General features: G+C 44.6%; 21 protein-coding genes. 17 read left to right on the top strand and 4 right to left on the bottom strand.

Annotation, left to right across the window (positions count from 1 at the left end):
- The first annotated feature begins 12 nt into the window (after positions 1–12).
- On the top strand, positions 13–1,002 hold the full coding sequence (locus PGR10_RS05435; RefSeq protein WP_430923133.1) for an aldo/keto reductase: 990 nt from the start codon (positions 13–15) through the stop codon (positions 1,000–1,002).
- 33 nt (positions 1,003–1,035) lie between these two features.
- Here PGR10_RS05435 and PGR10_RS05430 read toward each other — a convergent pair whose 3' ends face one another.
- Positions 1,036–1,929, bottom strand: a complete 894-nt coding sequence (locus tag PGR10_RS05430; RefSeq protein ID WP_430923132.1) for a LysR family transcriptional regulator — start codon at positions 1,927–1,929, stop codon at positions 1,036–1,038.
- Between the two features lie 148 nt (positions 1,930–2,077).
- Between PGR10_RS05430 and PGR10_RS05425 the strand changes: the two genes are divergently transcribed.
- The 13 genes from PGR10_RS05425 to PGR10_RS05365 all read left to right on the top strand — a co-directional run bounded on the left by PGR10_RS05425 (position 2,078) and on the right by PGR10_RS05365 (position 15,473).
- Complete coding sequence (locus PGR10_RS05425; RefSeq protein ID WP_430923131.1) at positions 2,078–2,869, top strand: SDR family oxidoreductase; 792 nt, start codon at positions 2,078–2,080, stop codon at positions 2,867–2,869.
- A gap of 375 nt (positions 2,870–3,244) precedes the next feature.
- A complete protein-coding gene (locus PGR10_RS05420) occupies positions 3,245–4,447 on the top strand; it encodes a multidrug effflux MFS transporter (RefSeq protein ID WP_430923130.1) in 1,203 nt (400 codons plus the stop codon).
- A 1,430-nt stretch (positions 4,448–5,877) separates the two neighbouring features.
- Positions 5,878–6,492 (top strand): hypothetical protein, encoded by a 615-nt coding sequence (locus tag PGR10_RS05415; protein ID WP_430923129.1) that lies wholly within the window; start codon positions 5,878–5,880, stop codon positions 6,490–6,492.
- A 37-nt stretch (positions 6,493–6,529) separates the two neighbouring features.
- The gene (locus PGR10_RS05410) at positions 6,530–6,994 is read left to right on the top strand and encodes a hypothetical protein (protein WP_430923128.1); all 465 of its coding nucleotides are present in this window, start codon (positions 6,530–6,532) and stop codon (positions 6,992–6,994) included.
- Positions 6,995–7,339: 345 nt separating this feature from the next.
- Entirely contained in the window at positions 7,340–7,936 is a 597-nt protein-coding gene (locus PGR10_RS05405) for a hypothetical protein (RefSeq protein WP_430923127.1), read from the top strand.
- 546 nt (positions 7,937–8,482) lie between these two features.
- The gene (locus PGR10_RS05400; protein WP_430923126.1) at positions 8,483–9,544 is read left to right on the top strand and encodes a hypothetical protein; all 1,062 of its coding nucleotides are present in this window, start codon (positions 8,483–8,485) and stop codon (positions 9,542–9,544) included.
- A gap of 340 nt (positions 9,545–9,884) precedes the next feature.
- A complete protein-coding gene (locus tag PGR10_RS05395; protein WP_430923125.1) occupies positions 9,885–10,262 on the top strand; it encodes a hypothetical protein in 378 nt (125 codons plus the stop codon).
- 92 nt (positions 10,263–10,354) lie between these two features.
- Complete coding sequence (locus PGR10_RS05390) at positions 10,355–10,945, top strand: hypothetical protein (protein WP_430923124.1); 591 nt, start codon at positions 10,355–10,357, stop codon at positions 10,943–10,945.
- Between the two features lie 577 nt (positions 10,946–11,522).
- The gene (locus PGR10_RS05385) at positions 11,523–11,894 is read left to right on the top strand and encodes a hypothetical protein (protein WP_430923122.1); all 372 of its coding nucleotides are present in this window, start codon (positions 11,523–11,525) and stop codon (positions 11,892–11,894) included.
- 287 nt (positions 11,895–12,181) lie between these two features.
- Positions 12,182–12,700: a hypothetical protein gene (locus PGR10_RS05380; protein ID WP_430923121.1), complete on the top strand. Its 519-nt coding sequence runs from the start codon at positions 12,182–12,184 to the stop codon at positions 12,698–12,700.
- A gap of 355 nt (positions 12,701–13,055) precedes the next feature.
- Positions 13,056–13,439 carry a hypothetical protein gene (locus tag PGR10_RS05375; RefSeq protein ID WP_430923120.1) on the top strand — a complete coding sequence of 128 codons (384 nt, stop codon included), beginning with the start codon at positions 13,056–13,058 and terminating at the stop codon, positions 13,437–13,439.
- Between the two features lie 323 nt (positions 13,440–13,762).
- On the top strand, positions 13,763–14,632 hold the full coding sequence (locus PGR10_RS05370) for an aldo/keto reductase (protein ID WP_086630274.1): 870 nt from the start codon (positions 13,763–13,765) through the stop codon (positions 14,630–14,632).
- Between the two features lie 247 nt (positions 14,633–14,879).
- Positions 14,880–15,473 carry a TetR/AcrR family transcriptional regulator gene (locus PGR10_RS05365; protein ID WP_430923119.1) on the top strand — a complete coding sequence of 198 codons (594 nt, stop codon included), beginning with the start codon at positions 14,880–14,882 and terminating at the stop codon, positions 15,471–15,473.
- Positions 15,474–15,594: 121 nt separating this feature from the next.
- On the opposite strand, the gene PGR10_RS05360 is transcribed toward PGR10_RS05365, so the two are convergent.
- Positions 15,595–16,524, bottom strand: a complete 930-nt coding sequence (locus PGR10_RS05360) for an aromatic alcohol reductase (RefSeq protein ID WP_430923118.1) — start codon at positions 16,522–16,524, stop codon at positions 15,595–15,597.
- A 141-nt stretch (positions 16,525–16,665) separates the two neighbouring features.
- On the opposite strand from PGR10_RS05360, the gene PGR10_RS05355 reads away from it, so the two are divergent.
- Together PGR10_RS05355 and PGR10_RS05350 are read left to right on the top strand one after the other, a co-directional pair.
- Complete coding sequence (locus PGR10_RS05355) at positions 16,666–17,568, top strand: LysR family transcriptional regulator (RefSeq protein WP_087859411.1); 903 nt, start codon at positions 16,666–16,668, stop codon at positions 17,566–17,568.
- Positions 17,569–17,921: 353 nt separating this feature from the next.
- Complete coding sequence (locus PGR10_RS05350; RefSeq protein WP_430923117.1) at positions 17,922–18,482, top strand: Ail/Lom family outer membrane beta-barrel protein; 561 nt, start codon at positions 17,922–17,924, stop codon at positions 18,480–18,482.
- Positions 18,483–18,666: 184 nt separating this feature from the next.
- Here the strand turns inward: PGR10_RS05350 and PGR10_RS05345 are convergent, their stop codons facing one another.
- On the bottom strand, positions 18,667–20,346 hold the full coding sequence (locus PGR10_RS05345; RefSeq protein WP_430923116.1) for a glycoside hydrolase family 43 protein: 1,680 nt from the start codon (positions 20,344–20,346) through the stop codon (positions 18,667–18,669).
- A 43-nt stretch (positions 20,347–20,389) separates the two neighbouring features.
- Positions 20,390–21,829: an MFS transporter gene (locus PGR10_RS05340; protein ID WP_162750133.1), complete on the bottom strand. Its 1,440-nt coding sequence runs from the start codon at positions 21,827–21,829 to the stop codon at positions 20,390–20,392.
- 594 nt (positions 21,830–22,423) lie between these two features.
- Between PGR10_RS05340 and PGR10_RS05335 the strand changes: the two genes are divergently transcribed.
- The coding region (locus tag PGR10_RS05335; protein ID WP_430923115.1) for a carbohydrate porin at positions 22,424–23,052 on the top strand (629 nt) is incomplete at its 3' end.

Raw genomic sequence — 23,052 nt, 5'->3', positions numbered from 1 at the left:
GGCAATTAATCAATGCAAAAACGTTATCTGGGTCAATCAGGACTCGAAGTGTCCGCGCTTGGGCTCGGTTGCATGGGCTTAAGCCATGGCTACGGCCCGGCGACAGATACGCGTCAGGCTATCGAACTTATTCGCGCCGCGGTTGAACGTGGCGTCACCTTATTTGATACCGCCGAAGTGTATGGCCCTTTCCTTAATGAAGAGGTTGTAGGCCTTGCCTTAAAACCGTTTCGTGACCGTGTGGTCATCGCCACCAAGTTTGGTTTTACCTTCGGTGCGGACAACAAGCAGCAGATTTTAAACAGCCGTCCGGAGCATATCCGTGAAGCCGTGGAAGGGTCATTACGCCGCCTTAAGACGGATGTTATTGATCTGCTGTATCAACACCGTGTCGACCCGGATGTCCCGATTGAAGAGGTTGCGGGAACAGTGAAAGACCTGATAGCGGAAGGCAAAGTTAAACATTTCGGCCTGTCCGAAGCGGGTGCGCAAACCATCCGTCGTGCGCATGCGGTACAACCCGTAACAGCCCTGCAAAGCGAGTACTCCATGTGGTGGCGTGAACCTGAGCAGGAGATCCTGCCATTGCTGGAGGAACTGGGTATCGGTTTTGTGCCATTCAGTCCGTTAGGCAAAGGCTTCCTGACGGGAGCGATTAAGTCAGGAACGACGTTTGGTCAGGATGATTTCCGCAGCCGTGTGCCACGCTTCGCCGAACAGGCGATTGCAGCCAATGAAAAGCTGGTCTCGTTGTTGGGTGAACTGGCTGCAGAAAAAGGTGTGACATCTGCGCAAATCGCGCTGGCATGGCTGCTGGCGCAAAAGCCGTGGATTGTTCCCATCCCTGGTACCACGAAATTGCACCGGCTGGAGGAAAACCTGGGGGCTGCTGACATCATTCTTTCGTCGGATGCGTTGCGACAGATAACCCGGGCGCTTGAATCAATTAAAATTGTCGGCGAACGTTACTCGCCTGAGCATCAGGCTCGCGTGGGTCGTTAATAGCCGGGCGGGTCCGCACGAATGGCGGACCCGTTATTCCTGGTAGCGAAGCGCATCGATCATCAGCGCAAAGGCCGGTGGATGCTGTTTGCGGCTGGGGTAATAAAGGTAATATCCAGGGAAGGAAGGGCACCATTCCTGCAGAATCTGAATGAGCTCTCCTGACTTTATATAGTCCTGCACCCTGTCCTCAGGTATACAGGCGATGCCAAAACCGGATAAGGCAGCATCAAGCCTTTCCGCCAGCAGATTAAACGTTACCTGTCCTTCAACTCTGACCCGTAAAGGTTTTCCTTCCTTCTCAAATTCCCAGTGATAAAGACCACCGGCAGTCGGTAACCGCATATTGATGCAGCGATGATGCTGTAGCTCGTGCGGCGTGTGAGGTGCAGGGTTCGTGGCGAAATAGGATGGGGCACCGACAATAGCCATGCGCATGTCCGGGCCAATTCGCACCGCAATCATGTCTTTATCAACGCTTTCACCCAGTTGTATCCCGGCATCAAAGCGCCCCTCGACAATATCGACAAAACCGTTATCGACCACCAGCTCCAGGTTAATTTCCGGATATTCCCTGAGGAAAGGTTTCAGTTTTGGCCATACCACGCTCCGCGCAGCATGCTCCCCGGCGGATAAACGGATATTACCGGAGGCGGTGCCGTTGAGTTGCACCAGCGCTTCCAGCTCCTGCTCAAGGGAGGCGATACGGGGTTCAAGGCAGGCAATAATTCTCTCACCGGCTTCTGTCGGGGCGACGCTTCGGGTGGTGCGGGTCAGAAGGCGGATATTTAGCCTTTCCTCCAGTGCCTTCATCGCATGGCTGAGAGCTGACTGAGACACACCGAGCTTACCCGCTGCTTTGGTAAAACTTCGCTCTCTTGCCACCACAAGAAAGATCTGGAGTTCATTGAAGTTTTCTTTGAGCATCGGTGATTTCCTTAGGGAAGCATACCCTTCAATATGCATTCAGGAAGGGGGTTCATAGACACAATCATTTTAGCCCCATTACTGACAATAATGATAATTGATATTCTGACTGTATCGAAAATAAGTCTGAACTTTCAGAAGGTTTATCATGAAAATACTCGTGGCGGGGGCAACAGGAAGCATTGGCCTTCATGTCGTCAATATCGCTATCGAAATGGGCCATCAGCCCGTTGCGCTGGTCAGAAATAAGCGCAAAGTAAAATTGCTTCCTCGTGGAACGGAGGCATTTTACGGCGATGTTTCAATGCCTGAAACACTCATCGATCTGCCAAAAGATATTGATGCCATCGTCTTTACGCTCGGCTCAGATGGCCAGGGGCGTATTGGCGCCAGAGCGATAGATTACGGCGGTGTGCGTAACATTGTACGAATGTTCAGGGAGACGACTGTTCACATCGCCTTAATGACCACGATAGGCGTAACTGAACGGCTCAGCACCTGGAATCAACGCACTGAAGTTCATGACTGGAAAAGGCGTGCCGAACGTCTGGTCAGGGCCAGTGGTCACCCCTATACCATCGTCAGGCCCGGCTGGTTTGATTACAACAATGATGATGAGCATAAAATCGTTATGCTCCAGGGGGATCGACGCCATACAGGAACACCAGAAGATGGTGTGATATCCCGGGAGCAAATCGCCCGGGTTCTGGTCAGTGCCCTGGGCAACAACGCGGCAAAAAATAAAACGTTTGAGCTGGTGGCTGAACGAGGCGAAGCGCAGCAGGATCTTACGCCTCTATTTGCAGACCTGCAGGCGGATAATCTGCAAAAAAATGATGGGGTTTTAGATATGGACAATATGCCACTCGTGGAAGAACCTGAGTGCATTATTAACGAGCTGAATTTCTATTTAAAAAATTTAACCAATCAAAAAGCCTGACAATTTTGTTAAATAGTGGGCAGTCTTATGATAGCTGAGGTTTGTATATTTAAATATACAGACTTAGAAGGTTTCTCCTGATATGTGTCCGGCTTCAGATATATTTTATAAACAGTCATTAGAGATGAAAACACTGCTTATTACTACATTGGTCATAGGATTTATTTCTGCAAATACCGTATCTGCTGCTCAGCAATTAAATTATGCAGATGGAAAGAAGAGATGATCATAGTCTCAGCCAGAACGTCTGCGGTGCCCGTCCCAGTTGGGGCGCGGCTTCACAAGACTTCAGCGTCTGCCGCATTGATCTATTCCCTGCGATGAATGCTGGCAACGCGTTTACGATTTTCCCCATCAGAACATTATCAGGACATTATGAACAAGCAAAAAAACATTTCTCCGGCAGGGCGCGCTGCGACATCCGGCGTCTTTTTTATCGTTATTCTCGGCGCATTAATGGCCTTTACCTCTCTTTCCACCGATATTTATCTGCCTTCCATGCCGATGATGACCTCTGAATTGCAGGGGAATGTGGAGCTGACCATTACCGGTTTTCTGATAGGGTTCTCGCTGGCGCAGTTGATTTGGGGACCAATCAGCGATCGTATCGGGCGCCGCGTGCCATTGTTTATCGGCATGGTATTGTTTGTGATCGGTTCAGCCGGATGCGCGATGTCTTCCAGTATGCCGCAGATTGTTTTCTGGCGCGTGTTTCAGGCCTTTGGTGCCTGTACCGGACCAATGCTGGCAAGGGCGATGATCCGCGATCTCTATGTCCGCACGCGCGCGGCGCAAATGCTTTCGACGCTGGTCATCATCAGTGCTATCGCGCCGGTGATTGGCCCTCTGCTGGGCGGACAGATTGTCACCGTTGCCTCCTGGCGCGCCGTGTTCTGGCTGTTGGTGGTACTGGGTGGGGCGATGTTTATTGCGCTCTGGTGGTTACCGGAAACGCTGCCGGGTGAAAAGCGCCTGACAACGCCGCTGAGCAGCGCCTTCGGCAACTATGCTTCGTTACTGCAAAATCGCGAATTTATGCGTTATACCCTCTGCGTCAGCTTTTTCTACGTGGCCGCTTACGCCTTTATTGCCGGTTCGCCGTTTGTCTACATCAGCTATTTCCATGTTGACCCACAGCATTACGGCTGGCTGTTTAGCATCAATATCATTGGTGTGATGGGACTGAGCTCCATTAATCGCCGTCTGGTGCAGCGTCATCCGTTGCATACGTTGTTGCGGGTTGCGGCGCTTGTTGCCGCTCTGGCAACTGTTGTGCTGGCCGCTGGCGCGAAAATGCAGACTGACGGCATGGCGATGATGGTCGTGACGATTTTTATCTTTTTCTCCATGAACGGCATTATTGCCGCAGCATCGACGGCGGCGGCGCTGGATACCGTGCCATCCAATATGGCGGGGTCGGCTTCTGCGCTGATCGGCTCGTTGCAGTACGGCAGCGGGATTGTGTCATCGCTTTTGCTCTCGGCGATGAGCGACGGCACGCCGTGGACAATGTCGTGGATCATGATGGTATTTACACTGTTGAGCCTGGTGATGGTAATCAAACGAAAAGTGCATTGATGGCGGAACGGTCCGTTTGTTGTCCCTTCATGCGGGCTGATACCCTGCCACCGTTTTTACCCGGCGTTTGCAGGAGACAATGCGCGGGTGCCAGCTTTCGTATGCGATAGCTCTCCCATTCTCTCTCGCAGTGCGTGAAATGTAGGCTAAGTTCGCCACAGTGGCGGGTTGAAACGCCGGGGATTCCGACTCTTTATAAAAAATATGTAATGACGCTGATTTTTATAATATTGTCTATACGAATGCTTTAGAATTAAGCGTGCTTACAAAAAATTATTGATGTGGTGGATATTAATATATTCCTAAAAATTAAATTCTGGGATGTGTGTCTAGATGATATTTATCAGTGCTTGTTCTCTGCATCTAGTGGAGAGGTGTCATTGATGATAAAGTAACGTAGTTGTTATTCATAATTGCAGTCGCAGTTTACTATTGTAGTCATAACAAGTATCAGCGTTACTCTTTTTCTCGGCATTAGAACTTATTTCGCGCTGGATGTTATATAATTGCTCTCGGGAATATTTTAATTCTATGTTCGATGAAAAATGGATATTAAAGTATGAAATATAGATAGTTGTAGCTTTGGTAAGTAATAACGCCTGCTTTTTTAATGGGTTAATGTCAATGTTAATAAAAGTAATTTAGTTCAATGTTCTCTTGCGCTGTATAAATAGCTGTAAAGAATAAGTGGAGCCTTTAACCATTCGCTATTTATATTTATCAAATAAATCGATGCAATCAACCCGTATCTGCAGCGCGGGCAAGAATGTCATCCCCGGGAATGAGTATCTATAAAATTTATCGTATTAACGATGATGCGTAGAGTCACTTTCCGGATTAACGACCGAAAGGATTGTTCAAAAGATAACACAATCATCTGAACGTATCGATTTCCGTAGTGAGAAGATCTCAGAGGGCTATAAATACGTCAATCTCATACCCCCCGGTTGGTGGACTGAGCGCTGCTCTGCCTGATAACAGGGGAAAACAGGATACAGTCTTTTCTTCTCACAGATTCAAGGGGGGGCTTTTGTATCCCTGGTACACAAAACGTGATCACAATTTAGTGTGATACAAACCTGATGGGCACGAGGTTATGGCTAAGGGCGGTAGCGTGTCTGAATAGTTATCTAATGACAAGGAAAACCTGGGTCCGCACGCCCATAGTTAGCCACGTAACTTATAATGATATCTCATCGAATAAAAGACCTGACGATAGCGGATGTTTTGATACTTGTTCCAAAAATGTCGCGTTCGCAAGCGGTGAGTATTTATTACTAATGCATTAGATAATGTAGTCACTCCGGTATATTCGAACTGTAAAAATTTCTTGAAGTTTAATAGGGCCAGTTGAAATGTTCAGGGTAATAATTACATTGGTGCCTTGCATAATTGGCGACTATGACTTTAACTAGTTGTGGATTTTATGGATGAAGATTGGCTTAATTAAATATATAAGATGTTTTTTTCGAAAAAAAGCTCTACTAAGGGATTTTTTTATTAAAGATAATTTTTATTTTCACTTGTCAGAAGGTGGGTATCCAGTATTTATTTCCATAGAGGTGGAGGGGATATATGCTTTTCATTCTATCTTTGCTTGCTCGAAGGAGGAATTAGCAAAGGTAAAAAGAAACATTTCTCATGTATTCAGTGTCGATGAAAATAGCCTTGAAGAAGAAGGTGTGGTTAGTGAAGGGATTGCTTTGGCGCAGCCTTATTATAGTGATGCGCTAGCTATGAGGGAGAAATGTGTATTGATATATTCATTCCGATGCAGGATGGATAATAATTTAATTAGCGTTATGACGAATTCTTCTATGTTTATAAGTACCATGTGCGAATTAAATATAAAACAACCGTTGCCATGGGTGGTTTTTCCAAATTTGGAACCTGATACTTTTGGTAGCCTACAAGGCGAGGTTGATTTCTGGTGGGGGAATATATGGCGGCCATTCTGGGATAGTTTATCTATTGAAGAAAAAAGAAAATTCCTGGCGAGACATAATGTCAGTCAGAAGTGGCGAGATTTTATCTTACGGCACTAAATAACTGGGTGGGATTAATTTTGAATCAGGATGAGAAATGAAGGTGTTTTTTCATGTGTTAATTATGGTGTGTGTTGTTGTTATTTTGTTTTTTATGTTGAATTACGGGTATTATAGAGGGGGGTTAAAATGTTACGATGCTGTTGGTGTTGGTAATTTAACATATTGTCTTAATTCCAAGTTGAGGTTTGTTCTGTTAGTTTTAGTTTTTAATATGTTTTTTTATTTTTTTGGGAAAAGGTTTTTGTTAAAGGTTAAATCAATTGGCAATGTAACTAAATCATGTATTTTAATCATTCTTTGTGGTGTTAATGTTATTAATGGCTTTGCCTTTGCAGTTGAAAATTACATAAGTAATTATTGTGAAGTTTCCGAGCTGAATGTTTTTCCTGAATTACTTGATAAATATGGAGTGGTCGTTAATTTGATCTTTATCGCTCCGCTGATCTTGTCAGTTCTTGTGTTTTGTGTGTTTATTCGTCTTTTAAAACGAATTAATTAGTTCTCTTAAGTTTTTTTGGAATTTTCCACTTATTCAAGCAAGTAGCTCTCTTTTTTGTCACATATTTTTATGTACCTGAAAGTAAGGTAATTAAAACATAGTCATAGATATTGTCTGCGATACAGTACCGTATCAGATTAATATCCGCCAGTGGTTAATTAATAACTACTATACTCGTAAGATTCTACGGGGGGGCGGGTAACATTAGTGGGGGATTGATCCTACTTTGCAGCAACTGCTTTCCCGTCACACTCATGCAGGAACTTATAAATTTGCTACATAGTCAACCTGACGCGCCATTGATGGTAGATAGGATGATTTTGAAGAATCAATTAGGAAAAATACATGAGACCGATAAAAACAGCTAAGCGGAAAGTAGTTGCGGCAATGGCGTTACTGGTTGTTTCTTTATTGTATATATCTTTTTACTTAAGGGTTGATGATGTATCTTGTGAACGTTATAAAAACAGCAGGGGTTTAAGTGATATTTTCCTTGAAGCTATAAGTAACTCCTCTGAGAGTGTTTTGGGTTCGTGGCGTTATATGAATAATAAATATGGCATTCTTTTAAATGGTATCGCTTTAGAAATTACCAAAAATCCAAAAGATTATATAGTTAATGCTATAGATGTTATTGCTGGAGAAGGCTATGATCAAACTCAAAAAATGTTTACCGTTATTTTGATGCAGAACTTACCAATTAGAGAATATATGTGTTTCATGGATGTAGCAAACAGGTCATTTGAAAAAGGTATTATTGATAAAGAAGTGGTAAGATTTGCTATTTTACCTGATGTTAATGTACACGGCGCATCGCTCTACTATTGGTGGTTGCCTGACTGGAGAAAACGATTTCTGAAAAATGCTGACTATTTATTTGATAAAAATATGATAAATGATGTACTTAGTGGTGATTATTTTTTTTATTCTTTGCGCGAGTAAGATGCTTGAGAATGTAGAATAATTATTTAAGGTAAATAAAAATGTTATTTTTACTCTGGGCTTTGGCTATTCTCGCTACAAACATAATATATGTACCTTAACAGCAATTTTGATGTGTATCATTGGCAGGGCGTGAGCCGTCCTGAGTGAGTCGTCAGGGATGGCATGCAGTTTACTAAAATAATGAGGCGATCGAGATCTACGATGACCGGAGTGGGTAAGAGCGTGGAGTGACGTTGGCGTAATGCCATCATTTGGGGATGAGTGAGAGTGCAATGGAAGCTGTGCGGGGACTGAACACGCCGTACACATGGTATAAAGGTCCGTTACAACGCGTGACTACAACTACCGCGACGTGCAGGGAGATAAAAGCATGTGTATCTTGTGCCCATCCAGAGTTATTAGTTAAACGAATTGCGGATCCCGGTGAACAACGAAATCCGGCTGAATGAGTTGCAGAGACCACGATGATGAATTGAGCCTTTGGCGTAATTTATTTATAGAGATGATATAAACTTCATTTAATAAATGGGGGTTAATAATGCTATGCGTAATTTAGAAAAAAGGTCTTATTATTTACTGCCATTGATGGTAGTGATATTGCTGTCGGCTGTTTTTTATGGCTATAAAAAGGTCATTCAGACGGATTATTCAATAAAGCCCGCCATGTTGCCACAGGATGAGTTGTGGACCGTTGAGCATTCATGGCAGATGGTTGAAAGTATTACGCCGGAAATTCCACAGATTGATAATGAGGAAGAGCTGCTAGAGTTAATCCGGCACGCATGGCAGTGGGATAAAAATGCCATGATCCAGTATGCCCGAATTCAGAAGCTGCTTTTTGGTGACCCCATCCTTGATGACTTTATCAGCAGACAGGCTCACCGGCTGACGGGCCGGGACGGCCAGCGCCTCCGGCGGCCCGATATATTTGATATGGATTGCAGCGAGTTTATCAACCGGCTGGCTGATATGCAGTACCCTCTCGCGGCACGGCTCAGGGCTTCTGGATTACTGTGGAGCGCCGGGGAAACGGGGATAACATTCAATCCACTGACGCTCGAGAACCGCGCTCAGCTGATTCATTATACGCGGTATGCCATACAGGGCGGATACCGCATCCATTCCTTTCTGGCCGACTATATTCTGTTTGATACCGGGTTTGCTTTCAGAGACAGTAATGATAACCAGCTAAATACCCTGCCGAACAGAATTCGGGATTTATCACAAAAAGAGCTGGAAGAGAGTGTTGCAGGTTATAAGGTGAGTGCGTTACATGGCTCACAGTACGCGCAAATCAGAATGAGTGAGTTTTATTTATATGGAGTGGGTGTTCAACAGGATCTCGAAGCAGCCAGCGCCTGGTCGCAGATTGCCAGAGAGAGTTTTGAAAACCGGGGACGTTATTCTTCACTGACATACAGAAAGAATGAAAATGTGCTGAATACCTATAACAGCACGGTGCTGTTTCCCCTGATGCAGCAGCATATGACCCAAAAGCAAAGGGATAAAAGTACGCAGCTGGCATCGCAGATAAAGCGCGATATCACGGAGACAGATTATTATACTTGGCTCGCAGGTATGGATGCGGTTCCACCAAAACCATGACGGTTTCGGTGTCTCTATCTACTCTACAAAGGCGATCGCAGACGCGGGAAGTGAATAACGCAGCGGTGAGCATTGGAGATTTAACAAATAGTGGGCTAATATCCGAAGACGAATTTTCATGCTAGGGGTATTAACCGTATTAGTAGTTTCCGGGTTAAATGTTTTTTGCTTGCATGTTAAATGTTAAATGTTAAATGTTAAATGTTAAATGTTAAATGTTAAATGTTAATTTTATAACTGTCATTGGTTTTTTGTGGTGTTTATTATCATCAATTATAGGTAATCATGGGGAATGACCAGGCTGTATGTTATTTTTTTATGTTTAATCAGCGGGTGCACTATGCAAAAGTATTATTTGGCGCATATCTATATAATCAATCCTTGCGATGTGCCCTTAGAGTTTGTAGTTGAAAATAACTCACAATATATATCAACTCCCTATACGGGAATATTAACAGATAAAGGCAATAGGGGCGGTTTTTCCCTTGCCAAAGGTGAGAGAAAGCTACTTGCAAATTTTAGACTAGCAAAGAATCAAAAATACATTAGCTATTTCAATAATCCCGGTGATTTTTCCCTAAGTGTTTCATATGGTAGAGCAAGTAAAGTTATTTCTGGTGAGCAGATATTTCTTATTTTAGAAAAGAATGCTCCAAAGAAAGATAGGTACGTTAATGATTATTTACCCCTGAACTATTTGAGTTTATGTCCGTTGTAAGAGTTTCGTCATCGGTATATTAATGCCTTGGTTTGAATTATAAATCATGGAGTCTCTTATTATTTTAAACGTCAGGAAGGCATGGTGAGAGGATGGTGAAAGTAATTTTCGCACTCGTATTTTCTATTTGTTTGTATTGTGGTTATTTCAACAATATGGAGTGTCATGCAGAAAGTTATAGCGGTCTGGAGAATAATGATTTTTATATTCTAATCGGTCAGTATGTTGAAAAAAGAAACATGGCAGGCGGTACTGCTCAACGGATAGTATCATGGAAAGAGGCGACAAATATTTATGACATATATTATTATGACATTGCTCGCGATATTAATAAGAGACCAGCGCAATATCTTTCTGATGCTATAAGGGTATTGTCTGACTCACATTATGATCAGAGTCAAAAGTTATATTCAATTTTATTAATGCAACATCTTCCGATAAATGACTACATTTGTTTGATGCGCGTTGCTAATGAATCATTTGAAAATGGTAATATTGATAAAGAAGTTATGCGGTTTGCGTTGTTTCCTGATCCAAATATAAAGAGTGGCACATCTGTTTATTATTGGTGGCTACCAGCCTGGAGAGATCAATTTATGAAGAATGCATATAATGTGGCAGATCAAGAATCTGTTGATGAGGTTTTAAGTGGTAAGTGGTCATTAAATCTTATTATACAGTAAGGATGAGAGGGTAATACAGGGTCCATGCGCTTACCTGGCTATTTTTCAAATTAGTCAATGCTCTCGCTTGTATCCGTTTCACAAAGGCAACATCTTTATCGGCAGTTATTAAGTCATATTTTAGGAGGGTGCTTATAGAGAAAGGGATATTCTGCCAGCGACCCTGAGGTTGATAAGACATTAAATTAATAGACATCCTTAGCTACTAGTGGTGTTCCGTACTAAAAATGAACGTGCAATTTTTGGGGGAATATATGCTTGGTGATAAGCCAACTGCTGATGTCGGTTGTATCAAATCTTTTTCAGTGAAATTAGGTTAAAAGCGGGATGTCAGGCTGGAATTATGTTGCAGGATATCCGTTGGAAGAGTTCAGCGTTAATTTGATAAATCTCATGTTCAGTTTGATGAGTAGTAATAACTGAAGAATGGCGGATTGGTGTGGCCTCATGGGTTCAGCAGGCAGATGAGAATAATGTTGGCCATTTAGGTGTACTTGGCTTGTCTAATGATGCCTTGACTGACTACGGCACGAAATTGAAAAAGAATAGGAATTAGTAGTTTTTGGAGGAAGGAGCAATGAGATATCTGTTATTATTTTTTCTTTTTTTAAGCGATTTTGCATTTTCAAAGCCAGTAAATATAACGTTGAATGATGTTAGGGAGTTAAGTCTTAAAGAGTGTTTGGATATAAATTATTTGAGATTGGGAAAAGCCAACTCTGTAGAATTGAATGATAAGTCATATCTTTTGGTGTGGTTTTCTATTGATAACGATTCAACAAAAAAATCAAAGGAACTAAAAAAATTTATAAAGGATAATACAGGGCATTATTTTATGATGAAGCCTCCTGTGAAAACCTCAGAAAGCAATATGATTTTTTCATTATGTATGCGCTTTTACGAATCGGATAAACTGATTAATTATATTGAGAATTATGTTTTTGATTAGTTAATGCCTGTTGCGAAATGGCTGACGCCTCAACAAATGGCGAGATAAGAATGTATGACATGTTAGTGAGGGGGCGCTTTGTTTATATTTCTTTCTGATGGTTGTTAGTATGACCGTATATGCATGCTTCTTGATAATGCTCTTGTGTCATGGTGACTGTGAATATTAATCTCAGACAATGATAAATTATGGTGATTTGAAAACTAATGAAAATACAGTATTTATTATATGCATTTCTTTTTCTTAATGCATCGACCTGTTTATCGGTTGAGATTGATGGCGCCCTTATGAGTAATAATAATTCTGATAGGGGGCAGGTTATAATCAATGCGATTGGCATAGCGGAAAATTTAATTGGTGGAAAGACCACTTTAGAAGAAGTAAAGCGATCACGATTTTTTGATAGAATGCTAACGATTAGTCCAAAAACAAAACAGCAAGTAGAAAGAATAACATTTACAAAAGATCATGTGTTGTCGCTGACTATTGAAAGGGAATATAAGAATACCTATATAAATGGAGCAGAGGGATGGTATGAAGCAGTTGTTATTATACATAATGAGGCTACTCCTTTTTTATTCGAAAATTGTAATTTTATTATGGAATTGAATCTGTCTTTAATGAGTGTTTATAAAGAGAGGTTTAACTACGGACCTAATAATGATGAGGCTTCATATTATGTATATGATTATGAGAAAAAATCTGTTGATAACATGGCTTTTCATTTTATTGTTCCGCCAGATTTCTTTGTTAGTGATAGTTTTTGTCCGGATAAATTTTACACGGTGAGGCTGTTTTTACGATAAACCTATTTATTACGCTTTTCTTAAGGTGGTTTTATACTTGATTGATTTTGTTGTATATCCAGCACGCTTTATTCCTTCAGAACCTCAACGTTTTCAATATGGAGGGCAATACCATAAAGGATTTGCAACAGACTCGTGAAATTGATGAATTTAAATGTGATTAACATTCTCTATATATTTGATGTTTGCCTGTGTGAGACACATTATTGTTTTAATAAAGGGTAGGGTATGTAAAGCAGGAGAACTGGAAGTAAAAGCTTCGCTTTATCAAGATACTTGTCGTGCTTTTTAGTCGTTCTTTTGCTGACAATCTTATGTGGTGGGGGGATATGTTATACATCAACAGCAATACAGAATGGCGGTTCTCGTGACTCCGGAGAGTGAAAACGATCCGGAGTGGCCGTCGAAAAAGAAGTGGTTTAATGCCAGTAAATGGTTAAGTACGCCACAGTACATAAAAATTAGAGATTATTATGTGATAAATACCCAGTATGCCCCGATTGATGTTGACAGCAGTCGAATAATATCGGAGTTGCAGGAGGCAATTAAGAGTTCGAAAAGAAGATTTCTGGAGTTGACCGTGTTATCTGAACTGGAATGGCAGAAATTTCATGATGTGATGAAATACAATCATTACTGGATGCGCGGGTATTCAGTGAAAAATGCTGGCTACTGGCATGAAAAGTTCCCTGCATCCTATTCATACCGAAACCATCTGAACAAAGAGAAGATTCGATGAACGTGTACGTAAGTCTGTAAGGCAAATGATATTGGAGTATCCCGGTCGCGTCATCCTCATAAAGCTGGTTTTTTGGATATAGGGTAGCGGTACTGTGTAATACACAGCACAAGTTCTAAGGGCGATGAAGCAAGTTTACTTTATAGTCAGGGTAATAAACCTGATCGCTGAGTCCTGATTCTTTCCTGGGGTTCTGGCGCCTTTTACCAAAATAACCTGTCTGTATTTATGAATTCGCTGCATAGGTCAAATCATAAATGACGGGCTAATCATGGTGGCGTTCCTCGCCTAAAATGGTGTTTTAACATAACGGGAGCTTTGCCGTGGAATACTCAGTATTAAGTAACAACCTCAAAATGCCGATGGTCGGTTTTGGCGTGTTTAAGGTCACCGATAAGGAAGAGTGTAAGCAGTCGGTGTTAAGCGCTATTCGTACCGGTTATCGCCTTATTGACACCGCAGCCGTCTACGGTAATGAAGATGCCGTGGGTGACGCGGTTCGTGAGGCCATCGCCGAAGGGCTGTGTACCCGTGAGGAATTATTTATTACCTCAAAACTGTGGGTTCAGGACATGGCCAACGGCGATATGGCCAAAGCCGGTATCGAGGCGTCGCTGAAAAAATCGGGTCTGGAATACTTTGATCTCTATTTGTTGCATCAGGCCATGGGCGATTATTTCAGCGCCTGGCGCGCGTTGGAACAGGCTTATGAAGTCGGTAAATTGAGAGCCATTGGCGTATCCAACTTCTATGCGCATGTCTTAGCCAATTTCTGTGAAACCGTCAGAATTAAGCCTATGGTGAACCAGGTCGAATTACATCCTTACTTTGCGCAACCCGCCGCGCTGGAAACCATGAAGCGCTATAACGTTCAGCCTGAAGCCTGGGCGCCGTTAGGCGGTGGCAGACATAAACCGTATGAAGATGAAATGCTTCAGGGGATTGCCGCTGCCCATCAAAAAACCATTGCTCAGATTGTTCTGCGCTGGAACGTGCAGCGCGGTGTCACGGTAATTCCTAAATCTACCCGGCAGGAACGTATTGCAGAAAATTTTGCCCTCTGGGATTTCTCATTGACTGATAGCGAAATGGCGCAAATCAGCGCACTGGATTTAGGCTATGTGGGTGAAGCGGTGAAACATTTTAATCCTGAATTTGTTCGCGGTTGTCTGGGGGTTAAAATCCATGACTGAGCGGGTAGAAAAGGGCGCGAGATCGGATAGCGAAGTACTATTTATCCCACGGTACAAAAGTGGCTGCCTGCAATAATGCGACAACCGCAGCCAAAAACGCGGAGAAAAAGTAAGCCGAACGTTGTAAACCAACCCACCACTTCTTCAGGGCATCTGTATCGTTGGATGACCGTAGACCTGTTTCTTATGATATTGTAATAACGATTACAATATGCTTCGAAAGATCATGTCTTCAAGGAGTAATGTCGTGAGCACGACGAAAGCGAATCGAACCCCAGGGCGCCCACGTAAGTTCGATCCAATGCAGGCGGTGGAAACGGCGCAACACCTTTTCCACTCGCGAGGTTATGACGCGGTGAGCGTTGCCGACCTGACAAAAGCGTTCGGGATTAACCCGCCCAGCTTCTATGCCGCTTTTGGCAGTAAATTTGGGTTATATACCTGCGTACTGGATCGCTATAGCCGCACCGGCGCAATCCCTTTTGCGACGCTTTTACGTGCCGATCGTCCGGTGGTTGAATGTTTGATTGATGTTCTGCATGAGGCGGCAAGGCGCTACGTTGCCGACCGGAGCGCTGCTGGTTGCCTGGTACTGGAAGGAACCCATTGCAACGATCCTGAGGCACGTGAAGCGGCTTGTGGATTGCATGTTGCTGCCGAAGAGAGTATTCGGAACTATATTGCGGAGCAATATCCGCAGGATGCCGTTCGCTTAACTGACTTTATGAGTACGTTGATGTCCGGACTTTCTGCGAAAGCGCGGGCAGGGGATAGCCTGGAGCGGTTACTGGAAACCGTGCGCCTGGCGGGGCTGGCGCTGCGTCAAATACTTTCACGGTGACACAGGCCTTGCTTCTGCGGGTGAGAAGGTTTGTCCGCGCGACACCTCGCTGCGGGGCGCAAAACTGCGCGTGAGCATCGGTGTTGTCGCGGACCAGGCTACAGCTACAGTATTGTGTGAGTTAAATAACGGTTTTAAGCCAGGCTTCAATATCCTGGGTCGCTATATGATTCTGTACATTCCAGGTGTCGCTCATTGGCCACCACATGCCATCTCCTCGCGCGAAAGCCGCGCGATAGCGAAGCATCGGATCGTCAGGATTTAAATGCAGGGCGTCCAGTAAGCCTGAGAGTGTTAATACGCTCTTGTCAAAGGTGTGTTTGGTCACGCGTTCAACCGTTTCAGCCAGCTTTCCATAAGAAGTCGTCTCTCCTGCGACAAAGAGCACTTCGTTAGCGATCCGCGGCTGATGCAAATAAATTTCGCTGGTTAGCCGACCAATATCTTCCGGTGATGTCACAGTGACTTGAGTTTCCCATCCTCCTAATGCCTTGATGGTTTTTTCAGATAGGTTCACCACATCAAATGCGGGTTCGAAGAGAAAACTGGTGAACATGCCGGTTGAAACAATGACCCATTCCGTGGTCTTCTGTGCCCGCAGCAGTATTCTGACGTCATACTGTTCATCCCAGACGGGCTGACCGCTGCCTTTACCTACCACATCGTAATTTACGCCAAACTGCCAGGGGAAATAGCGGTTAACGCCAGCATCCACGACGGCGTGTGCGATCTTTATCTGTGTTCCCGGACCGGCGACAAAGCCCATGCAGTTGATAATGGTTTCAAAATTCATAAAGCAGGTTGTTAACGCTTCAGTCGTGCTGGCGGCGACATCAAGAGAGATAAACTCAGCTCCCGCGTCAGCCAGTTTTTGATGAACATCAGAAAACAATTTACCCTGTTCATCCATGGCGCCTGGCGACACAATAACGCAGATGCTGCCATTACGCGCTATGACCTCTGGAAGCAGATAGTGCAGCACAGCAGCGCCCAGTTGTCCCGCGCCAAGCACTAATACTTTTTCACCCGTTGTAATATCACGCTCTTTCATATTGAACCTCTTTTGGTAAATCGCCGGTTACTAGCGAGTAGAGAGAGGTTATGTCAGTGTTCTGTATTCGATAAGACAATGAATGCAGGTTAGACTGTTCGTATAAATGGGATAATCAATGCGTTCAGGCGCGGTGGGTATATGGATAAGCTGGAATCAATGCAGGTCTATGTTTGCGTGGTAGATGTCCATAGCTTCGCAAGGGCGGCAGAAGTGCTGGGACTACCGCGTTCAACGGTATCGCGGGTCGTTAAGGAACTTGAGACGTACCTGGGTATTCAACTATTACAACGCACCACCCGCAAACTCAGCGTGACCGCCGACGGCCGACGTTACTATCATGAATGCAAAAAGGTGCTGGCTGATATTGCGACGATGGAGTCTTCATTTCCCGGCAGGTCTGCACAACCCAGAGGCCGTTTCAAAGTCGGAATGCCGCAGTCGCTCGCCCGCCATTGCATACTTCCCCGGCTGCCTGCATTTCTGCATCAGTATCCTGAGCTGGAATTGATACTTTGTTCCAGTGATAACGTCGAAGACATCATTCAGGAGGGATATGACTGCGTGATCCGCGCCGGCAGGATCGAAGATTCAACGACGCTGGTCGCCCGCCCGCTCGCGAACTTCAGATGGATGGTTCTGGCTTCGCCAGACTATATTGCCGCCCATGGTAAACCGGATAACGTAGACAGCCTGCAAAGACATCACGCCGTTGGCTACCTGAATCATCGCACCGGGCGTACCACCGACTGGTTTTTTACGTTGGATGATGGTGACTGCGCGCTCCGTATGAAAGAGACGCTGATCGTTGATGATACTGACGCTTACATCCAGGCTGGAATACAAGGCTTTGGTTTGATTCGTGTCGCCAGCTATCTGGTTGCGCCCTATGTGCAAAGCGGAGCGCTCGTTCTCTGTATGGAGCACCTCTCTTTTGATTTACCGCTTTCGCTGGTTTATCCGCAAAACCGCTATCTTCCTCCTTCGGTACGCGCTTTTTATGAGTGGAGCAGAGCGGTTTTGCATCAAACCATTAACGGATGATTAAAATCGTGGCATGCCTGATTCAAACTAGCGTTGCTGAAGTGAGAAGAAAGCTGGCGGAAGCCAAAAAATGCATCGCTACGGATATCCGTGTGGGGATTAAAAAAACAGCAAAAAATGCAGGGGATAAGAAGAGTACCAGGTTTCCGAAAATATATAAAACGTCATTGTTTATGGTTTTTATATAATCAGCTCCGTCTAAACGAAATCCTAATTGTTATTATTTTCGAGGCAAGGTATAGAATTGTTCGTGGTTTTATTTCAGTATGCATAGCGCAAATAGTAAGCCTGAGTACTGCGTAATGTATTTGCTGATATTATATTTTAAGGATTAATGTTAAGGGACTATACATATGAATAAAATCTGTGTGGCGGTATTACTGACAACGGCGATGGCAAGCGGCATGGCGTTGGCTGATAATCATACGGTATCAATCGGTTATGCGCAAAGTAAAGTGCAGGACTTTGATGATATCAATGGTGTAAATCTGCAATATCGTTATGAGTTTAACTCCACGTTAAGTGTCGTTGCCTCTTTTTCTTATATGCAGGGCGACGGTGAGCAGAATTATTTATACTATGGCGACTCAATAAAAAATAGTGTCGATGTGAAATACTACTCCTTTCTCGTGGGGCCAGCGTACCGCATTAACAATTATGTCTCGTTATATGCGCTGGGCGGTGCGGCCTATGTTAAAGCTACAGGCTCGACGAAATGGATAAATGCAGGAGATATTACTGCTAATTATGAAGATATCTCTGAAAAATCGACCTCTTTCGCTTACGGCGCCGGTGTGATTATTAATCCTGTGGAGAACCTTTCCGTTAATATCGGATATGAAGGAACTCAGGCCGACCTGGCAGGTAATTACTCAATTAATGGCTTTAACGTTGGCATTGGCTATCGTTTCTGATAATAAAAACAGCCTCCCTCCCGGTCGGATCTTCCGCTCGGGAGAATTTTATTGCCCGCCTACAAAACGGGCAACAGAGGTGACAGGTTTACGCCGGAGGAGTCCGGCGGTGTCACAGTCGGTCAGGAACCGGCTTGCCAGGCCAGTTCATGCCTGTAGTGATTTTAAACCGCCACAGTGCTGGTTAATTAGTTCGTCGTTCCCCGGCCTCCCAACTATAAACATCCGTGCCAATTAACGAGTCGCCAAGCTCTTGATAATCGAAATCATAAAAATCAGCACTGGCGCCGTAGCCGGAGTAGTCTACTGCCGCAAGCCCTACAAATGCCCCGGTAAAGAAACCGCCATAGCTCTGTAGGACATAGTCATCAGAAAGAACGGCGGCATCTAAAACTACCGGAATTTCAATAAACTCGACGCCGTCAAAACTATACTCATAGCTATAGGTCTGCTTTCTGACTTTCGTCCGTAACCATACGTATTCGACGTTGTCAGGAACCTTAATTGCATTATCTTTCAGGTACGAAGTATATTTTCCGCGATTGTTCTCGGCGACCTCGATGACTCTACCGTTAATTTCATTCCAGGTAACAAAAGCAAAGCTCCAGTGGCGATCGTTGTAGTAATTGGTTAATCCGGCCATCTGTTGGTAACTGAAAGGATTAAAGGCGACTTTAACCTGGGCATTAAAATAAAAGGCTTGCCAGCGGCGGGCAATCAACGACAGATCATGGGTATTCGCTAATGATCCCTGGCCGATTAAGGTGAGCTTTCCGTCGCCTGTAGTACCCATTTTTTCGCTAAAAGGGACCCGCAGGGTATTCCAGTTAAGATTAAGCGTTGGCGTTGTAAATTCATCGTGCTGGCTATTATCTTTCGCGCTTTCGGTATAAATGGCGTCTTTTGGCCCCTCGACAAACGTTTTACCGCCGTGACCGCCTACAATGCGCGGCCAGCCATCTTCATCCCAGTACACTTTTTGGATAGCCGTTTCCCGGCCAAGCGTGGACCAGCCGCGAGGATCATAGATTGATTCCCCAGGACGATTCCACGGACGCGCGCACAGCGAAGCATAATACCACTCGCCTTCGGGCGTCGAAACCAAAGCGCCGTGTCCTTGCTTCTGGATATAGCTGTCAGGGGTATCAACGTTAGTTAAAAATACTTCTCCTGGTTCAGTTTCGAAGCTGTCCGCGTTTAACGTCGTGGAACGGGCAACCACCTCCTGATGAGTAAATACCGTCCCCCCTTGAGCGGCAAAGAGATAGTAATAATCGTTCAGTTTGTAGAGATGCGGTCCCTCAACGAGCGCCACCGCGGTACCGCGATAGATGGTACGCGCAGTTTCCGGCATTAATTTTAAAGTTGTTGTGTCAAGTTCTGTTAAGGTAATCCCATCAAAAGGATGGTGGTACTCCCGATGGTCCCACGTCTGTTGCACGATATATTTACGGCCATCATCGTCATGGAAAAGTGAAGCGTCAAAACCTACGCCATTCAGTTTTATCGGCGAACTCCACGGGCCGCGAATATCTGTTGCGGTAGTCAGGTAGTTTGTCATGTCTTTAAAGGCACCTTCGGTGACTTTCACATCGGTATACACTAACCAGAATTTGCCATCCGCGTAAGAGAGCGCCGGAGCCCAGATGCCACCTGAAGACGGATTGCCTTTCATATCTAAAAGAGTAGTGGTCGACAATGGTGACGGCAGCAGATTCCAGTGCTGTAAATCCTTTGACTCATGCAAACGGACGCCGGGAAACCACTCAAACGTTGAGTTGGCGATATAGTAGGTGTCCTCAACACGGATAATGCTGGGGTCGGCATTAAAGCCACGCAAAATAGGGTTTTGGATAAGAGACATATCATTACACCTTTATAAATTTAAAATTTAATTCGTATTGGTTTTACACCCGAATCTCATCAAGCTGGCGGTTAATGTCGCCGACGTGTTTGTCTGAGATAGGATAAATTTGCATGACGATCATCGAGACAACCGCTAAGGCGATGGGGATCCAAACCGCTGTCATCATGATCCCGTCGATAGCGCTCGCGCTTTGTTGTGCGCCGGTTTCATTAAAACCGTAGACGGCCAGCAGCCACAGAGGAATGGCTCCGCCGATGGTAAAGCCAATCTTGAAAAAGAGTCCCATAATGGCGTTGATGATTGCCGCATTTCGCTTACCAGACTTTAATTCGCCATAGGCAATAACTTCAGGTACCAGTGCCCACATAAATCCGGTGGCTGAGGTTAAGCCCCACTGTTTAATAAATGTGGCGATATAAGCAAGCCACAGCGCATCGTGCATACCTTCCCGTGACCAGACATACGTTAATAACTCACCGACAATAAACATCCCCAGGAAAATGTGGAAGAAGCCTTTCTTTCCAAAAATTTTCTTGAGTTTTGGCCAAAAAATGGGGAACGCAATACCCGGTATTGAGGCGACCAGGCCAACGGCACCCATCCACTCAGAGTGACCAACCACATATTGATTGAAAAAGCCATTAACCGTGTTCATAAAGAACATGAAGGTAAAGGCCAGCATAAAAAATAATCCAAGAATGACAAGGGGACGGTTATTTTTGAGCTCAAGGAACAAATCGGTTGTTTTGACGTTTGCCGTCTGCTCTGCGGTTGCAACGACACGTTCTTTAGTGAATTTATAGCAAATAAAAAGTGCCACCGCGCCTAATAACATATAAACAGAGTAGACGCCGAACCATGCGTAATTTGCGGATGGGTCGGTATAGTTTCCCAGATTGAGTTCTATGCCAAAAAAACCAGTATCCTTTAGGTTACGATCTTTTGGTGACGCCATTTGCACGAACATTGGGAACAGGGTATACACCAGAAGATTGGCGCTATTAGCCAGCATCATTCGCGTACTGGTTAATTTATCAATCGACTCCGGGTCTCTTGTTAGCGAGGCATTAAGAGAACCGTAAGGAATATTGACTAGGGAATAAACTAAATCCAGCGCTAAATAGATGATAAAAGCAAACGGTACGGAGCCTCTGACGCCCGGAATAGGGGCAAAAAGCAAAGCGGAAAGGATCACTAGCGGCACGCCGGCTCTTAATAGCCAGGGACGATATTTCCCTGCCGCGGATGTCCTTTTGTCCACATAGGTTCCAACCATCGGATCCCAAAAAACATTGATGATTCGGACAAAAAGAAAAATGAACCCCGCAGTGGCTGTACTGATCGTATTTACCGTCAACATATGTAGAGCAAGAAAGCCGCCGATCGTGCCAAAAACCAGGTTTTGCGCAAAATCGCCCATACCGTAGCCAATACGTTCCCCGCGAGTTAATTTATGATATTCATCATTGCGATTTTGCATTATGTTTTTACTCATTCTGAGCAGACTCCGGTTTGTTGTGTGAATGTGAAACACTTTCTGACACAAATGATCTCGAAGAATCTATTACGTTTTTAAATTAATTAATTATGTTTTTTTACTTCTGTGATCCTCAAAGCAAAGGTCGTTTGGCATTATCTCTGTACTCTATATGGATTTTATGATGTTGATTATATGAAAGTGATATTTGCGAGATGGCTCACATTTGAGTGTTTTCTCAATCGCTGAGTGAAATAACGTAATTGAGCAACCGGTTTATAGAATACAGGATGTGTCATAGTTGTTACATTTCTTACATCCACCAATATTGGAGCGTTCATGCAATCTTAGGTCAAGTGCAGCACGATTAATGGTTTTGTTCACCATACAATGAAATCCATGCGGCAAGTCTCTGCGGCGTTGCTTGTTTTAGCGCTAATCATTAATTTAATTGTGGGAAAGGAGAACGTTATTCGTATAAAACCTCTGTAGCCGTACAAAATAAAAATTAAATTGTTCTCACAGTAGCAACATATTCTGCGTGGCCAGAGTGAGGTTGTTATTGCCTGAATAAAATTAACCTCTATTGAGATAATGATGACAATGATAAGAAAGCTTCCATTAACTATGGCGGTCATCGCCGCGTTTTCTCCGTTTACCTCTGTAACAGCCCAAGAGTTTACCCAAGAGCAGATCGACGCCATCGTCGCGAAAGCCGTCGATAAAGCGCTGGCCGACCGCCAGGCGAAAATCGACGCCGCGGCCAATAAAAAGGTCGATGTTATTACCAACCCGCAAACCACCGCCCCTTCGCCGGATCTGGCGATCCCTTTCGGCCTGAAATTTAGCGGTTACGCCCGCTATGGCGCCCACTTCCAGACCGGCGACCAGAAATATGTCGGCGTCGACGGCTCCTATAACGGCGCCTCGGCTATTGGCCGTCTCGGCAACGAAAGCAACGGCGGCGAATTCCAGATCAGCAAAGCGTTCAAAAGCGCGCAGGGGGCCATCTGGGATCTCAACGTCATGTTTGACCACTGGAGCGACGAGGTTAACCTGAAAAAAGCCTACGTCGGCGTCACCAACGTCCTTGAATCCAACCCCAACGCCTATATCTGGGCCGGCCGTGATTTCCACCAGCGCCCGCAACAGGGGATCAACGACTACTTCTGGATGAACCACGACGGCCAGGGCGCCGGGGTGAAGAATTTCGATATCGGCGGCGT

It is taken from the genome of Klebsiella sp. 141198, from assembly GCF_050600785.1.
GTDB classification, from domain to species: Bacteria; Pseudomonadota; Gammaproteobacteria; order Enterobacterales; family Enterobacteriaceae; genus Klebsiella; species Klebsiella aerogenes.
This window is presented reverse-complemented; position numbering and strand designations above follow the sequence as displayed.

Excerpts from the sequence above, each read along its gene's own strand:
- PGR10_RS05350 (WP_430923117.1), top strand. The coding sequence starts at position 17,922 with ATGAATAAAATCTGTGTGGCGGTATTACTGACAACGGCGATGGCAAGC.
- PGR10_RS05385 (WP_430923122.1), top strand. The coding sequence starts at position 11,523 with ATGAGATATCTGTTATTATTTTTTCTTTTTTTAAGCGATTTTGCATTT.
- PGR10_RS05395 (WP_430923125.1), top strand. The coding sequence starts at position 9,885 with ATGCAAAAGTATTATTTGGCGCATATCTATATAATCAATCCTTGCGAT.
- PGR10_RS05400 (WP_430923126.1), top strand. The coding sequence starts at position 8,483 with ATGCGTAATTTAGAAAAAAGGTCTTATTATTTACTGCCATTGATGGTA.
- PGR10_RS05340 (WP_162750133.1), bottom strand. The coding sequence starts at position 21,829 with ATGCAAAATCGCAATGATGAATATCATAAATTAACTCGCGGGGAACGT.
- PGR10_RS05375 (WP_430923120.1), top strand. The coding sequence starts at position 13,056 with ATGGCGGTTCTCGTGACTCCGGAGAGTGAAAACGATCCGGAGTGGCCG.
- PGR10_RS05405 (WP_430923127.1), top strand. The coding sequence starts at position 7,340 with ATGAGACCGATAAAAACAGCTAAGCGGAAAGTAGTTGCGGCAATGGCG.
- PGR10_RS05410 (WP_430923128.1), top strand. The coding sequence starts at position 6,530 with ATGAAGGTGTTTTTTCATGTGTTAATTATGGTGTGTGTTGTTGTTATT.
- PGR10_RS05430 (WP_430923132.1), bottom strand. The coding sequence starts at position 1,929 with ATGCTCAAAGAAAACTTCAATGAACTCCAGATCTTTCTTGTGGTGGCA.
- PGR10_RS05415 (WP_430923129.1), top strand. The coding sequence starts at position 5,878 with ATGAAGATTGGCTTAATTAAATATATAAGATGTTTTTTTCGAAAAAAA.
- PGR10_RS05420 (WP_430923130.1), top strand. The coding sequence starts at position 3,245 with ATGAACAAGCAAAAAAACATTTCTCCGGCAGGGCGCGCTGCGACATCC.
- PGR10_RS05355 (WP_087859411.1), top strand. The coding sequence starts at position 16,666 with ATGGATAAGCTGGAATCAATGCAGGTCTATGTTTGCGTGGTAGATGTC.
- PGR10_RS05390 (WP_430923124.1), top strand. The coding sequence starts at position 10,355 with ATGGTGAAAGTAATTTTCGCACTCGTATTTTCTATTTGTTTGTATTGT.
- PGR10_RS05425 (WP_430923131.1), top strand. The coding sequence starts at position 2,078 with ATGAAAATACTCGTGGCGGGGGCAACAGGAAGCATTGGCCTTCATGTC.
- PGR10_RS05345 (WP_430923116.1), bottom strand. The coding sequence starts at position 20,346 with ATGTCTCTTATCCAAAACCCTATTTTGCGTGGCTTTAATGCCGACCCC.
- PGR10_RS05380 (WP_430923121.1), top strand. The coding sequence starts at position 12,182 with ATGAGTAATAATAATTCTGATAGGGGGCAGGTTATAATCAATGCGATT.
- PGR10_RS05435 (WP_430923133.1), top strand. The coding sequence starts at position 13 with ATGCAAAAACGTTATCTGGGTCAATCAGGACTCGAAGTGTCCGCGCTT.
- PGR10_RS05360 (WP_430923118.1), bottom strand. The coding sequence starts at position 16,524 with ATGAAAGAGCGTGATATTACAACGGGTGAAAAAGTATTAGTGCTTGGC.